This is a genomic window from Kangiella japonica, from assembly GCF_039523535.1.
GTDB classification, from domain to species: Bacteria; Pseudomonadota; Gammaproteobacteria; order Enterobacterales; family Kangiellaceae; genus Kangiella; species Kangiella japonica.
Map to the genome: position 1 here is coordinate 356,175 of NZ_BAAAFM010000008.1, position 15,241 is coordinate 371,415.

The 15,241-nt window shown below is 42.5% G+C and carries 12 protein-coding genes and 3 tRNA genes; 7 read left to right on the forward strand and 8 right to left on the reverse strand.

All coding sequences use genetic code 11. The annotated features are described in order from the left end of the window. Positions 1-27 precede the first annotated feature (27 nt). From asnS to ABD128_RS10740, 3 genes are all read left to right on the forward strand, one after another. Positions 28-1,425, forward strand: coding sequence for an asparagine--tRNA ligase (asnS, locus tag ABD128_RS10730; protein ID WP_343990109.1), 1,398 nt, complete (start codon positions 28-30; stop codon positions 1,423-1,425). Positions 1,426-1,861: 436 nt separating this feature from the next. Continuing rightward, on the forward strand, positions 1,862-2,080 hold the full coding sequence (locus ABD128_RS10735; protein ID WP_343990112.1) for a CBU_0585 family protein: 219 nt from the start codon (positions 1,862-1,864) through the stop codon (positions 2,078-2,080). Positions 2,081-2,118: 38 nt separating this feature from the next. Next, complete coding sequence (locus ABD128_RS10740; RefSeq protein WP_343990115.1) at positions 2,119-3,279, forward strand: hypothetical protein; 1,161 nt, start codon at positions 2,119-2,121, stop codon at positions 3,277-3,279. Between the two features lie 394 nt (positions 3,280-3,673). Here the strand turns inward: ABD128_RS10740 and ABD128_RS10745 are convergent, their stop codons facing one another. From ABD128_RS10745 to ABD128_RS10760, 4 genes are all read right to left on the reverse strand, one after another. After that, on the reverse strand, positions 3,674-4,225 hold the full coding sequence (locus ABD128_RS10745) for a nitroreductase family protein (protein ID WP_343990117.1): 552 nt from the start codon (positions 4,223-4,225) through the stop codon (positions 3,674-3,676). Between the two features lie 808 nt (positions 4,226-5,033). Further along, the gene (locus ABD128_RS10750) at positions 5,034-5,765 is read right to left on the reverse strand and encodes an alpha/beta hydrolase (RefSeq protein ID WP_343990120.1); all 732 of its coding nucleotides are present in this window, start codon (positions 5,763-5,765) and stop codon (positions 5,034-5,036) included. Positions 5,766-6,503: 738 nt separating this feature from the next. Then, positions 6,504-6,579: transfer RNA gene (locus ABD128_RS10755), tRNA-Glu, on the reverse strand. A gap of 293 nt (positions 6,580-6,872) precedes the next feature. Next, positions 6,873-7,373: a Spy/CpxP family protein refolding chaperone gene (locus ABD128_RS10760; protein WP_343990122.1), complete on the reverse strand. Its 501-nt coding sequence runs from the start codon at positions 7,371-7,373 to the stop codon at positions 6,873-6,875. A gap of 229 nt (positions 7,374-7,602) precedes the next feature. On the opposite strand from ABD128_RS10760, the gene ABD128_RS10765 reads away from it, so the two are divergent. Together ABD128_RS10765 and ABD128_RS10770 are read left to right on the forward strand one after the other, a co-directional pair. Then, complete coding sequence (locus ABD128_RS10765; RefSeq protein WP_343990125.1) at positions 7,603-8,301, forward strand: response regulator; 699 nt, start codon at positions 7,603-7,605, stop codon at positions 8,299-8,301. 4 nt (positions 8,302-8,305) lie between these two features. After that, on the forward strand, positions 8,306-9,691 hold the full coding sequence (locus tag ABD128_RS10770) for a sensor histidine kinase (RefSeq protein ID WP_343990128.1): 1,386 nt from the start codon (positions 8,306-8,308) through the stop codon (positions 9,689-9,691). A 40-nt stretch (positions 9,692-9,731) separates the two neighbouring features. Here ABD128_RS10770 and ABD128_RS10775 read toward each other — a convergent pair whose 3' ends face one another. From ABD128_RS10775 to ABD128_RS10790, 4 genes are all read right to left on the reverse strand, one after another. After that, positions 9,732-10,025 (reverse strand): hypothetical protein, encoded by a 294-nt coding sequence (locus ABD128_RS10775; protein ID WP_343990131.1) that lies wholly within the window; start codon positions 10,023-10,025, stop codon positions 9,732-9,734. 181 nt (positions 10,026-10,206) lie between these two features. Further along, complete coding sequence (locus ABD128_RS10780) at positions 10,207-10,752, reverse strand: DUF7010 family protein (protein WP_343990134.1); 546 nt, start codon at positions 10,750-10,752, stop codon at positions 10,207-10,209. Between the two features lie 592 nt (positions 10,753-11,344). Next, positions 11,345-11,420: transfer RNA gene (locus tag ABD128_RS10785), tRNA-Glu, on the reverse strand. Positions 11,421-11,522: 102 nt separating this feature from the next. Continuing rightward, positions 11,523-11,598 (reverse strand) — tRNA-Ala (locus ABD128_RS10790). Between the two features lie 127 nt (positions 11,599-11,725). Between ABD128_RS10790 and ABD128_RS10795 the strand changes: the two genes are divergently transcribed. Both ABD128_RS10795 and ABD128_RS10800 read left to right on the forward strand, forming a co-directional pair. Next, positions 11,726-13,768 (forward strand): S9 family peptidase, encoded by a 2,043-nt coding sequence (locus tag ABD128_RS10795; protein WP_343990137.1) that lies wholly within the window; start codon positions 11,726-11,728, stop codon positions 13,766-13,768. Positions 13,769-13,969: 201 nt separating this feature from the next. Next, a complete protein-coding gene (locus ABD128_RS10800; protein ID WP_343990140.1) occupies positions 13,970-15,235 on the forward strand; it encodes an efflux RND transporter periplasmic adaptor subunit in 1,266 nt (421 codons plus the stop codon). Positions 15,236-15,241: the final 6 nt, after the last annotated feature.

A 15,241-nucleotide genomic window follows, 5' to 3' on the forward strand; every position in this document is an offset into this window, starting at 1 on the left:
TAATAAGCCGAAACGGAGCTTAACACTATGTTAGTAACTATTGTCGATGCCCTAGCGGGTAAACCAGGCATTGGTGAAGAAGTCACCGTCCAAGGGTGGGTTCGCAATCGCCGTGACTCGAAAGCTGGATTGTCATTCCTCAATGTACACGATGGCAGCTGTTTTAATCCGATCCAAGCCGTAGCCGACAATAATCTAGATAATTACAATTCTGAAGTGGTTAAGCTTACCGCCGGTTGCGCTGTAAAGGTCACAGGGACTTTGGTCGAATCTCAAGGTAAAGGCCAGGACTATGAAATCCAAGCCACTTCGGTAGAAGTTATGGGTTGGGTTGATGATCCGGACACATACCCAATGCAGCCAAAGCGCCACAGCATGGAGTTTTTACGCGACAACGCACACTTACGCCCTCGTACCAACATTACTGGCGCCGTAACCCGTGTTCGTAACTCTATCGCACAGGCTATTCACCGCTATTTCCATGAGCATGGCTTTAACTGGATCCATACGCCAATCATCACAGCCTCTGACGCTGAAGGTGCTGGCGAGATGTTCCGCGTAAGCACGCTAGACATGATGAACCTGCCGAAAGATGACAAAGGTAACATTGATTACAGCAAAGATTTCTTTGGCTCTGAGTCTTTCTTAACGGTTTCTGGTCAGCTAAACGTCGAAGCTTACGCCATGGCCATGTCTAAGGTTTATACCTTTGGTCCAACCTTCCGTGCGGAAAACTCGCACACCAGCCGCCACTTAGCGGAGTTCTGGATGGTTGAGCCAGAAATCGCGTTTGCCGACTTAAATGACAACGCAGACTTAGCTGAAGACATGATGCGCTACGTTTTCGAAGCGGTATTAAACGAGCGTCAAGATGACATGGAATTTTTCCAACAACGCGTCGATAGCGAATGTATCAACCGTCTACGCAATGTCATCGACAACAAATTCGAGCGTATGGACTACACAGACGTTATCGAGATTCTGAAAAAGTCTGACAAAAAGTTTGAATACCCTGTTGAGTGGGGAATCGACTTACAGTCTGAGCATGAGCGTTATATCGCCGAAGAGCACGTTGGTCGTCCGACAGTAGTGATGAACTACCCGAAAGACATCAAAGCCTTCTACATGCGCCTAAACGACGATGAAAAAACTGTCGCCGCGATGGACGTATTAGCGCCTGGCATTGGTGAAATCATCGGCGGAGCACAACGTGAAGAGCGCCTAGACGTACTCGATAAACGTATCGCCGAGATGGGCTTACCGGCTGAACATTACTGGTGGTACCGCGACTTACGTCGTTACGGCACAGTGCCACACGCAGGTTTCGGCCTAGGCTTCGACCGCTGTGTATCATACGTCACAGGCGTATCGAACATCCGCGACGTCATACCGTTCCCACGCGTACCGAACAACGTGAAGTTCTAGATTCTTTTCTCTTTAATGGTTGTAGAAGGAGGCTTCTTCCTTCTACCACCACTTTATGTCCCCCTGAAATAGTTTAATCCTCTTCTAATCTAACCAGATACTTCCAATTCCCCTTTGAAAGTTAGCCTAAAGAGTTAATATTGCCGAGCAAATTAGGCAAGGATAGCCTAATTTAGTCAATACGAAACAGGACGTTTCGTTTGACGGCTCGATAAGCAATATTGGCACTTTAGGGTAGCCCTAAGGGCTTAACTTTCGGGGCGAGTTTTTTTGGTTCGTTTTTTTACTCGTATAAAAAAATGAACATAAGATAATTATCATCAAAAACTATATAGAAATACACCAATCTTAAAGTAAAACTGAAACGCAGTTACTTTTGCAGCCTTTTTTATATGCTGATATAGTCAACTCAGCAATACACTGTGAGGATCATGGCATGAGTAAAGACAGTAAAGATAACGACAATAAAAAACAGAAAGTGACTAAGTCTGGATATAAAAGCGAGATCACTAATTTCCTTGAAGAGATGGATGAAACCATTAACCCTGACTCCCCTGCTCGTCAAGCTGAGCGTAAGAAGTACGAAGAAATTAACGCAAAGCGCGATAATCCAGATTACGAAGAAAAAGAATCTAAACTCTGGAAAGGCTTTTAACCCCAAAAGCTATCTTTAAATTTTAGTAGGAATTAGCAATGCGACCACTGTTTGTAGCAATTACCATACTATTCACTAGCCACGTCTCAATCGCCTCAATCGACATCACAGTAGAGGAAATCAGACTGTATAAAGCTGATGACGTATTCCCCGAAATCATTAATCGCTACGACAGTACCGTGAATAATTTCATAACCGATTTCCGCAATGCAAACAGTTTCGAAGCAGCTAAAAATATCACACAAAAGCACTCACAAGCCTTATGGAAAGTAGCCACTAAAGACTTACAGCAAACCCAATCGACATTTGACGATCGCCCGCTTTATTGGGCACGCCTTAAAATGTCTAAAGCGGTACACTTAGGCAAAAGTGGTCAAGCTTTCAGTCGCGACCAAATAAACCAACTGGTAGCGATAATCGATCAAGCCTCGCGAGGTTATTCCGACATTAACTTTAAAGCAAGCTCCGACATTAAAATCCTCATTACCGGCTTCGATCCGTTTTTGCTTGATCGCAACATTAAGCAAAGCAACCCATCTGGTGTAGCTGCTTTATGGCTTGATAATAAAATTATAGAAAAAGACGGTAAAACCATAGAAATTCAAGCCGCCATGTTTCCCGTAAAATACCAAGACTTCGATGAAGGCATCGTCGAAAAAGTTACAGAGCCATTCCTTAAAAATAACTCTATCGACATGCTAGCCACCATAAGCATGGGACGCGAACACTTCGACCTAGAGCACTTTCCAGGACGCAGACGCTCAGCCTCAGCCCCAGGAAACAACAACATGCACTCCGGTGGCTCTCATACAAACCCAGTCATACCAAAACTAGGAAATAAGCCACTCCAAGGCCCTGAGTTTGTCGAATACACCCTCCCCTACGAAGCCATGATGCAAACCAAGGGTAAGTATAAGATAAATGACCGTCGCCAAGTGACCACACTAGAGAAAACCTTTAAACCCAATAGTTTACAAGAGCTAGAAGGCGCTATCGCAGTCGAAGGCGGCGGTGGCGGTTACCTATCGAATGAAATTTCTTACCGCACTGTTTTACTAGGCAATAAATTAGGCACAAAAGTACCCACGGGGCATATTCATACCCCGCGGATAAAAAGCTTTGATAAAGAAGTGATTCAAGAAATCGTCGGGCAGATACAAAGGATGTTGGTTAATGGAGTTATGCAAGCTAAGCGGTAGGCTTTTAAAATGAATGGTGTGCGATTAATTTTCATCTCACTAGCATTCTTATTAGTGATGGTCTACGGTGCCTCATGGGGAATGGCTTTACCAGATTTTTTTGACTCTATACTAAATAGGTCTCAAGGCTGGAGTTCTGTTTGGTCAGTAGTTTTTATGTTAACCACATTTTCGGCTTTAACTTCCTACTTTTACATGTCTATCAAAGCAGTTGACAGTAAGGCTGCACCAAGAGATATACAACTCCCTTGGCACATAACCTTATTTGCTGGCTGCCTAGTCTGGTCACCCATGATACCTATATACTTAATTATAGGTATTATCCCCCCAATTATGGTCCTCTTTCTCTATGCTGTTTTAATTGACAACAAAACAAATAGAGCAAACTTGCGAACTACCCCCACCTCACAAAGCCCTCAACCTCAGGAATAGGCTTCGCTTTAAGCTCTGTCGTTGGCGTGCCAAGGTAAATAAAGCCAACAATGGTATCTTCGAAGTCTAAACCTAGTGGCTCTTTCATATAATCATTAAACGCCAAGCTTCCCGTGCGCCAATAAGCGCCATAGCCTAAATCGAAAGCACCTAGAATAAGGTTTTGCACGCCAGCGCCCGCTGACAAGATTTCTTCCACGTGTGGCACCTTCGGATGATTCTTAGCTTTCGCCACCGCCACAACCACCATTGGCGCTCTGTGAGGCTTCTTCTTAAGCTTCTCCTGCTTCTCCACGTCCATATCAGGATCATCTTTCAAAGCAGCCTGAAGCATATAGCTACCGAAGCGATCTAATGCTTCCTCTCCCTCAAAAACAATATATTCCCAAGGCTTTAATGCCTTATGGCTCGGCGCCCTAAGAGCCGCCTTAAACATTAACTCCAAATGCTCTTTCGACGGAGCTGGCGCTTCCAAGCGACCACACGAAACACGGTTGATAATAGAATTTATCATTGTAAATGATTCTCAGTTATAGCTTATGATTGGATGATACAATATATATTCAGAAAGGGCTAATTGGGGAGAGAAACGAAGAGTATTTAGATGAATTTGAACTCTAACGTTCCACCGGCTTTACAAGACATACCTGTTCTTCAAGTAAAAAAGCTACGGAATCATCTCTCTTCGAGCACTCTTCTTGACTTAACCCCTCAACTCTATTCGCAGAACACTGCTCATAATAGGCTAAACAACCTAATACCCCACTGTTTACCACCCAAAGCATAAGAATAGAAAGAAAAGTAAGTGACATGAGTAATAAAATTATTTTGCGTATATTTTTCATAGTGGAGATTAACACCTAAGCAAGTAGAGCATTAATGTGCTCTGACACCATTAATTCCATTAATTCCAGCCTTGAAGTGTTTGTTATATGCTTGAGTCATACCAATACAACCAAGCTAACGCTAAAACTACGCTTAACCACAATAAAGGCGAACCATACCAAGGGATTGGGCCTCGTCGGTTAAGCGCAAATATTTTCTTTGAAACGAAACTACAAATGAGCACAAGAAAAACTGATGCAATTAATAAAATCAACCCCAAAGGCTCCATCGCAATACTGAAAGCCCAATTGATAATGATTAGGATAAAAACCCCAACCACCCAATTTTGCTTTAAAAAGACAAGTCCATTTTTCATAGTTTATACATAATGTAAGAATACAGAATTCGAGTGTAACACACTAATTTTTATGGGATACTTTCACAATTATAAAAAAGTAAACGTAACATCGAAGGCGTTTCACTTCTTCGAGGCTACGCTACTCGGTAGTTGGTATAAGGGTTTTAAGACCATTATACCAAGCTAAAAAAGCTACGGTGCCATGAGTTTCATTTTCAAAGTATTGTTGCTGCGAAATAGCATCATTATTGTCAATTACAGATGAAGCAAAAGTAGAACCCCATTTATAATTAGTTAATCCTATATCTCCCAAGTGAGAATTGTTTGCAAAAGCAAAGTAAACTCGAGAATTGAACTTTTTGTCTCTATTGCCGGCGTTCAATGATAGATTTAAGTAGTCATTATCCCATAGAGATGTTGGATCTATGATTAAGTAATCGGTAAATACAGATGGTGACTCTATTAGAGTGTATGCTGCGAACAAACCGCCAAACGACTCACCAACCAACACTCGCCTTTGGGACGTCCTGTATTTAGTGTCAACTGCGGGTATCAACTCCTTTTTTAGAAATTTAGCGAACTGTTTAGCGTTTCCTGTTTGTTTAAATGTTTCCAAAACACGGCCTTTAAACTTCCATTCTCTAAGCGATGACGGAGTTAAGTCACGGGACCTATTTGTATTCGGAATGGCAATTACGATAGCTTCTTGAACCTGACTTTCCAGCGTTCCTGTACTCAAGGACTCAAGTACACCGACAAACCCCTTAAATCTGTGAATATCGCCGTCAAGAAGATAAATGACAGGGTAGGTATTTTCGCCTGTTTCGTAGGTCGGGGGTAAGTAAACCATATAAGGTCTATTCTCATCCATGATCTTCGATTCTAACGATCTGGAAATGCCTAATAAAATTGAGTCATCCGCGAATACTGATAAGGTAAACAACAAGATTGAGCACGCCGATATCAACTTTTTCAAACTAACTCCCTTGATGTGTTTAACTTAAGAATACCCGAACTGGACTGTAACCCGCTAATTTATAAGGAATGATTTTTGTAATTTCAAAAAAGCGGCTAATGTCCTAGTAAAAACAGCGTGAAAGTGCAGTATCTATCGGAGTTCCAATAAGACATGTACTAAATAGCAATTTCCCTACAGCCCTATTCCTGTATTCTTATTTGTTTTATTTGCGTTTATTAGAGATTACTCGAAGCTTAGAGTGGAGTCAAAACTTCGTAGGTGTCCGTCATCCCGCGGTTTAACCGCGGGATCCAGTGTCTTTTTTAAAGGAGATCTCTTGGCCTAGACCATAGGGGAGTACTCAGCACTTCTGTTCCACAGGGATGTGGGGAATTCCAGAGATTGCTGGGAGCAATCTCGGTCAAGCTTTAACCTTGCGCCCAGCGCTTTTTTTTTGGGGGGGGGCAGAATTTTTTTCTTCGGGGAGTACTCAGCACATCCTGTGCTTCGCCCTTCGGGCCAGCGTCGCCTTGCTCCGCTGTTTAAATTTGTTCCCGACAAATTTATCGAACCCTTGCAGGGGTTCTCCATCCCCATACAAAAATAATAGATAAAAAAAAGCCTGACACATGGTCAGGCTTTTTTTTTATATGGTATCCCGTAGGGGAGTCGAACCCCTGTTACCGCCGTGAAAGGGCGGTGTCCTAGGCCTCTAGACGAACGGGACACTGGTTTTGCTGTTTGAGAGTGTTTGTTACATATCCCTCAAATGCGGGCGAAATAATAATGTTATCTGGGGGCTTTGTCAAAAGATAATTGCACTTTTTTTCATAAAAAAGCGTATTTTTTTATTTTTGCTCTAAATTCAAACACATTGCTTAAATTTTCATCTGGGATTTTAGTAAAACCGCTAGGAATTCTCTTTTCTGAAAGTTCCTAACGGTTTATTAGCTTTGGTTGTTTAGGGGGTTCACCACCCTACTTTTCCAACTTTTCTCAACCTTGTCTCTTATATTAAGATTATTTGCCTTCTGATTTACGCTCTGCGATGCGTTTTTTCTTTTCAGCCCAACGCTGCTTCATCTTTTCTTTAATTTCGGCTTTTTTAGCTTGTTGCTCTGCTGTTAATACGGCGTTCACTTGGTTAGCCGCGTTTGCTTTGATCACCACTTTGTCAGCAAAGACGTTTTGGTACTGTGCGTGTAGGCTACGAACGGCTTGTTCACTGTAGTCTGGGCTGTTGACCAGATCTCGAAGTGCCTGTTTATAAGCTTTTAATGGTTCTTTTAAAGCTGCTTTTTGCTCTTTGGCGTTTTTCATAATAGCTTTGACTTCGGCTTTTTGTTCGTCGCTTAGGTCTAGCTTTTTAAGGATGTGCATTTCGCCGTGGGCATGGTGCTTTTTAGCATGAGCTTTATGATGCTTATGGTTTGGGCCGGCTTCTGCTGGCGCTATGGCGAAAGCACCTGCAAATAGAGCTACAATTGATAAATACATCAAAGGTGTTTTTAAACGGTTCATAGTATTTCCTCTCAGTCGGTTTGTTTTTAATTTGAACAGTAAACAGTCTAGACTGAGCTTTGCTAAGTAACGCTAAGCCAGTGTAAAGTTTAGGTAAAAGTAGTTTATTCAAAGCGTTAACGAGGCTATAACTTAACTATTCGAAGGGTCATCCCTACATTAATAGCTAGCAATATAGCTGAAAAACCGCAATTTTGAGTATTTTATAGAGCAACCTTATTCAACTCCTATGAGCAAACAAGTCCTAATAATTGACGATGATAAAGAGCTGTCCGGCCTTTTGCTGGAATATTTGACCAGTGAACAGATTCACTGCGAGCAGGCGTTCGACGGTGAAACTGGCCTAAGCTACTGTAAACAAAAGCCTTATGACTTGATTCTACTGGATATTATGATGCCAGGAATTGATGGTTTGGAGACTTTGAAGCAGTTACGTCGATTTAGCAAAGTGCCGGTCTTGATGTTAACCGCTCGGGGCGAGGACTACGATAAAATCTTAGGGTTGGAGCTGGGCGCTGATGATTACCTGCCCAAGCCTTTTAATCACCGCGAATTGTTAGCGCGAGTAAAGGCGATACTTCGTCGCTTCGAATATGCGCAAGAAGAAAAGAAAAGTAATATTCAAAAGGCTGGCAACCTAGTGATGAACCACAATACCCACGCCGTACATATCGATGGTGATAGTGTGGAGCTTACGGGAACTGAGTACCAATTTTTAAGCTTTTTGCTGGAAAATTTTGGCAACCTTGTCTCTAAGGATGAATTAAGCAAAGAAATCCTTGGCCGCAGAATTGTTCAATATGATCGCAGTATTGACGTTCATATCAGTAACCTTAGAAAAAAACTTAAACCAGAGTCTGACTTAGAGATTAAAACCATCCGCGGTTCTGGATATCGACTCGTGACTAAAGAAACACCGGAATCCTAATACATTGAAAATTCTAAAATCCATCAACCCTTTTAACTCTTTGTTTGGCAGAATCTTTTTAGGCTTCTGGGGAACCGTTGTATTAATTACTGGCGTGGTGCTTCTAATTAACCAGCAGCTCGCAAACTGGGATAAGGTTCGCCCTGTCGATAAGTACCAACAAAAGTCTTTGTATAAAGTGTCTTCAATGCTTAAAGAATCGCCACGTTATAACATCAAAGTCATGGCTCGAAAGCTCGAGAGGAAATTTCAGCACACCCAGATAATTCTTAAAGACGCTGACACTGGGAAGATGGTTTATCCTCCAAAAATTCACCCTAAAATAAACAAAGGGATCATTTCAAACCTAGCTTTAAAGTCAAAGCCACTACAAGTTAGAAACGAACATATCACTCTGACCGGGCCAGAGCTGTTTACCCGTGGCGATAAAACCTATCAGTTGATTTTATTGACCAAGCATCGCCATTCAGAGCATTTTTGGCTCCAGCTTTGGAAAATGCCGATTTGGTTAAAGCTCATACTGCTCGCCTTAATTACGTTAGTACCTTGTTGGCTAATTGCTCGTAACATTAGTAAGCCCGTAACAAAACTAAGACACAGCAGCCAAACGCTTGCTGGTGGAAACCTACAGCACCGCGTATCAGGGTTCGAAAACCGACAAGACGAAATCGGCTACCTCGCCAGCGACTTTAACCACATGGCAGATAAGCTTTCTGCGCTTGTCAGCTTGTATAAACGTCTGCTTGCCGATGTGTCGCATGAATTACGCACTCCCCTGACCCGTTTAGAATTATCATTAGCCATGGCGCTAAAAGAGCCAGAGAATAACCAACGCCAATTGGCGCGTGCCGAGCGTGAGCTTCATAAGCTGGACGATATTATCGGCAACGTTTTGCGCTTAGCCAAGCTAGAAAATCACGAAGTTTCGATTGAGCAAGAAGATGTTGACCTAACCACCCTGCTCGACCAAACGCTTCACTCCGGTCAGCTGGAAGCCAGCGAGAAAAACATCAGCATAGAATGCGATATTGATGATGGGTTAAATATCATTGGCGATGAAATTTTGCTCAGCTTCGCTTTCGATAACGTTTTACGTAACGCCATTAAATACAGTCCCAACGGTGGAACAATTAACGTAAAAGCTTCTGAGCAAACAGGCTCCATCGAAATAGTCGTTCAAGATCAAGGCCCTGGCGTTGATGATAACGAGCTAGAACAGTTGTTCGTACCCTTCTTCCGCGGTAAACAAGCTATGAAAGAATCCAACGGCGCAGGACTTGGCCTCGCCATCGCCAGCAAAGCCATATGTCGCCATGGTGGCACTATTCATGCAGAAAACGTACAGCCGAAAGGTCTAAAAGTTACGATTGAGTTGCCGGTGGGGAGTTAGGAGGAATAAATGTTTGGAATTTAGCAAACGTAGTTTGGCATTAGTTTCCACTACCCAAAATACAATATACAGCTAATGTATAATTCTCTGAAATTCTGCTGACTTCCCACTCAGACGACTGGTGGACTGGAATCAGCATAGCAATTGTATAATTGTCCTCATTAACATTTACTAGAAGAGAAACAACTTTATCTACTTTCCCAGCAGGATCATCAATGGCCTCAAATTCTGCCCTAACGAGCTCAGTTTCTGTTTTATATTTTTCATCATGGGTATTAAAAGCAAATTCATCATATAGCCTTTCATTCCGATAGACTTTTATCTGAACTTGCATATAGCCAATATCTAAGACATGTACTTAATTCCTAATGAAGGTTAACGCCCGCATCATAGTAAACGTATGGTGCCTCTTGGGGCAGGCCCTGCATCATGACGCAGCCTACGCTAGCGATTGACAAAATGTGAAACGAAATGGAACCAAAGAAACTGTCAACAATTCAGTTTTCGTGGCATTGTTATGCTGCTTTTATAACCAAATCTCTCGATTGACTAAAAATTACCAGCGCAAATATAATTTCGGTTACGCCACCAATAAATGCACCAATTACAAAGTTTGCGTTTAATAGAATGCATAGTATGCCAGATAACATAAGAGAAACACCTAAAATCCAATAAGTTTTAATGCCATATAGAGTGTTAAAAATTAAATAGCGTACGCCAATTATCATTAGCATTATTGGGTAGAACCATTCAACTTGAAGTTTTGCTACAAAAAAAGCTAAAAACAAACCAACAAATAAAATAATGGTACTTTCTAAAGCCAGCTTCCCAAGAGGATTATTAGGCTCATGATTTCCTGAACGGTTGAGAGTTTTTGAAAATAAAATGGCCAGAGGATGTATAAACATACCTCCCAAAAAAAGAGCCAGCATACTCGCTTGGTTTGAATACAACAGTGCGATTGAACCTGCAATACTCCAAATCAAACCAGAAACTAAAACACCTGTTGCCCCTCCAAAGTATGAGCAATTCATATCTTTTTGTGCATCTTCAAACTTCATAGTCACTCCTTAATCCAGAACCGAATAACATAAAACACCCGAACAGGGCTGAGTGCCACTAATCAACAAGGAATTAATTTTTTCATTCCAAAAAAGTGATTAATGTCATAGCAAAGGAGGTCTTGAAGTGTAGTATCGCTCATGTATTCGAAAAACAAGTCGATAAACGAGAGCCTTCATGGCCAATTTACTACAGCCTTATCCCAGTATTTTTTTGATTGATTAAATTTATTTAGAGATTACTCGAAGCTTAGGGTGGAGTCAAAAGCTTGTGTGGGGGGTTAGAAATAAGAATAAACTACTTCGGGGCGCAGAGTTTTGCTCCTTCAGGGAGGCCGAAAGTTGCCGTAGGAAAGTTATGCTTCGGGGCATAGCCGTAGGGGAGGCAGAATTTTGCTTCGGGGAGGCCGAAAACTGCCGTAGGGGAGTACTTCGCGCTTCCTGCTCTCCGCCCTTCGGGCCAGCTTCGCCCTGCTCCGCTGTTTAAATTTGTTCCCGACAAATTTTTCGAACCCTTACAGGGCTTCTCCATCCCCATACATAATATACAGATATAAAAAAAGCCCGACCAAATGGTCGAGCTTTATTTATGTGGTATCCCGTAGGGGAGTCGAACCCCTGTTACCGCCGTGAAAGGGCGGTGTCCTAGGCCTCTAGACGAACGGGACACAAAACTTTTAAATCAATGTTCTTTTTGTTAATGCGCGGCGGATACGAAGGAAGTTTATTCTAATAAACGACTGAGTATCCAACAATGCAGTAACGAAAAGTGGTGGAGCTAAGCGGGATCGAACCGCTGACCTCTACACTGCCAGTGTAGCGCTCTCCCAGCTGAGCTATAGCCCCAAACTGGCGCGCATTTTAGCACGGAGGTCGATCCTGTCAACTGCATTTTATGAGATTTTATCGACTTGTTTCTGAAAGCTTTGTATAGTGCTGGCACTTAATCTGAACAAATGGGGTTTTATTTTATATGAAATACTTGGCCTTCCTTTTGGGTGTTGCCGCTTCAACCCAAGCGATAGCAACAGATAACCAAACCTTTACTGCTGAAGACTTGGTCACTTTAAAGCGTGTTAGTGGCGCAACTTTGTCGCCAGACGGCTCGATGGTGGCTTATCACCTGCGAAGCACCGACTTAGAGGCTGATAAGGGTCTTTATGATATTTACACGGTTTCGAGCGACGGTAAAACCACCACTCAGATTACTACACACAAAGCTGCGGATACCTCGCCAACTTGGTCTAACGACGGTAGCTCAATCTATTTTCTTTCTAGCCGTAACGGTTCAAACCAGCTTTATAACTACAATATAAAGAGTAAGAAATTATCACAAATTACAGATTTCCCTGTTAGCGTCGATACTTATAAGATATCTAATGATGGAGAGCATTTAGTATTCAGTGCGACGGTTTTCCCTGAGTGCGATAGCTTTGAATGCAGCAAGGAAAACTTCGAAAAACAGAAAAACGCTAAAGCCACGGGAAAGCTTTACCATAAAACTTTCGCGCGTCACTGGGATACATGGTTAGACGGTACTCAGAGCCAGTTATTCAGTGCTGAGCTATCTAAAACAGGCGCAGACAATGTTCGCCCTGTATCGCATAGCTTGAATGGTAACGTTCCTTCTCGCCCTTTTGGTGGCGCTGAAGAATATACAATTAGCCCTGATGGTGAGAATGTTGTCTTTACATTACGTATCGCTGATGAGAAAGAGTCTCGCTCGACCAACTTCGATTTATACCAAGTGTCAATTAAAGGTGGCGAAGCGGACAATATCACAGCGGATAACCCTGCTTGGGACACGCAGCCAGTGTTTAGTCCTGATGGCACTAAGCTCGCTTGGCTTGCTATGGATCGCCCTGGGTTCGAAGCCGACCGCTTACAGATCCATCTTAAAGACCTAGAGTCCGGCAAAGTAACCAACCTAACCAAAGACTGGGATCGTTCTGTTGCTTCTTATCACTTTGGCCATGATGGTAAAACGATGTATGTCACGGGCAATAATCTTGGTAAGAAATCTTTATGGGCGTTTGATATCGACTCTAAAACACCTACCCTACTAACCGACAAAGGTTACGTTGGTGGTATCAGTGTTGGGAAAGATCAGCTTATTTATCAGTATGACGACCTACAGAACCCAGCTGATTTATACCGTTTAGATTTAGACTCTAAACAGTCTCAGCAAATTACTCACGTCAATAAAGAGCACACAAAAAACTTTAAGCTTGGCGAATACGAGCAGTTTAAATTCGACGGCTGGAACGATGAAACGGTTTACGGCTATGTGGTCAAGCCTGCAGATTTCGACCCCAAGAAAAAGTACCCGCTAGCGTTCTTAATTCATGGCGGCCCACAGGGTAGCTTTGGCGATCACTTCCACTATCGCTGGAACCCACAGACTTATACCGCTCAAGGTTTTGTCGCTGTCATGATCGATTTCCATGGTTCGACTGGCTATGGTCAAGAATTTACCGACTCTATCAGCGGTGACTGGGGTGGCAAGCCTTTAGAAGACTTACAAAAAGGCATGGCATACATCGACAAGACTTACGACTACATCGATACCGACAATAGCTGTGCGCTAGGTGCTTCTTATGGTGGTTACATGATTAACTGGATTGCTGGTCAATGGCCAGATCAATTTAAGTGCCTAGTTAACCATGATGGTGTGTTCGATAACCGCATGATGTATTACGCTACAGAAGAGTTGTGGTTCGTTGAGTGGGAAAACGGCGGCACTTATTTTGATGTGCCTGAAAAATTTGAGAAGTTTAACCCTGTACACTATGTGAAGAACTGGAAAACCCCGATGCTTGTAGTTCAGGGAACTAAAGATTTCCGTGTTCCTGAAACACAGTCGCTCGGAACTTTTACAGCCCTACAACGCCAAGGCATTCCTAGCCAGTTGCTTGTGTTCGAAGACGAGAATCACTGGGTTTTAAAGCCAAACAACAGTATTCAATGGCACAATGTTGTTAATAATTGGCTCCACCAATGGTTAACAGAGCAGTAAGATTCTCACTAACGTATTCTAACTGACTGATTTGAAGGCGCTTTTTAGCGCCTTTTTCTATGCTCAACAAAAGAGTCCATTATGTGTCACTTGAAACATTTCTTAACTTTTTGTCACCACAAAACATTAGTTATAACGCTTTGCACTCCGTATAATGAAAAAATTGGAATTATCCAGAATTAGAAATACTTGGCGGGGTTTATGACAAAGCGAATTGTAATCGGAATATCAATATTCATTGGAACAGTGGTTTTAATTGCGGTAATGCTATCCTTAAAACCTGAACCACCAAAGAAAAAACCAGTGGTTCAAGCAACCGTAGTAGAAACTCAAATCGTTAAAAAAGAACCTATACAATTTATCGTCGATAGCCAAGGCCCTGTAAAGCCAGTGATTGACACCAACCTTGTGGCTGAAGTTAGCGGTAGAATCACCAAGGTTTCTGATAAATTTAAAGTGGGGTCTTTTGTCAAAAAAGGCGACGTTCTTTTTGAAATTGATGCAGCAAACTACATAGCTAGTGTACGAAGCGCTGAAGCAAATCTCGCCCAAGCCAAAGCTTCCTATCAAGACGCAAAAGCACGCACCGATCAAGCTCGCAAAGATTGGGAAAAAATTGGTCGCGGTGAACCCACAGACTTGGTCTTAAAAATCCCGCAGTTAAACCAAGCGAAAGCTGGCGTACAGTCTGCCGAGGCAGCTTTGTTTAGAGCAAGGCAAGACCTAGAACGTACAAAGGTTAAAGCAAATTTCGACGCATTGATTAAGACAAAAAATGTTGGCTTGGGACAATATGTAAATATTGGTAGCCAAGTGGCAACACTTTACGGCACAGAAGCTGCTGAAGTTCGCCTACCCATTCCGGATCAACAATTAGCCTACCTCAACTTACCAGTACAAAATCAGCCGAACACTTATCCCGAAGTTCGCTTGAGTGGTATTTTCGCCGGCGAAGAGAAGGAGTGGTTTGGCAAACTTGTTCGTACCGAAGGCGTAGTTGAGGAATCCAACCGCTTGACTTACCTTGTTGCGCAAATTAACGATCCATACGGCTTAAAACCCAGCGCTGACCATGAAACAGCCTTGCGCTTCGGTACCTTCGTTAAAGCCGAAATTGCCGGTCAAGAACGTGAGAATTTGATCAAGTTACCACGCCAAGCGCTTTATTATAACAAGCAAGTGCTTTCGCTAGTCGATGAAAACAAAATTCAATTAGTTGACATTAAATTGGCACGCACAGAGAGCAATACAATATTCGTTAGTGAAGGCTTAGAAGACGGCCAGGAAATTATCATTACACCAGTTCAAAACCCAGTGAATGGTATGAAAGTTAAAAAGTTCTCAACCCTGCAAGAAGAAAGGAAAAAAGCCACAGAGGACAAAAAGGCTAAAGAGCTTGCTGACGCAAAAGATTTAGAGAGTAGCGAGAAAGGTAATAAAAAAGCCGATGCTGCAGTGAGTCAATAAGGAGAC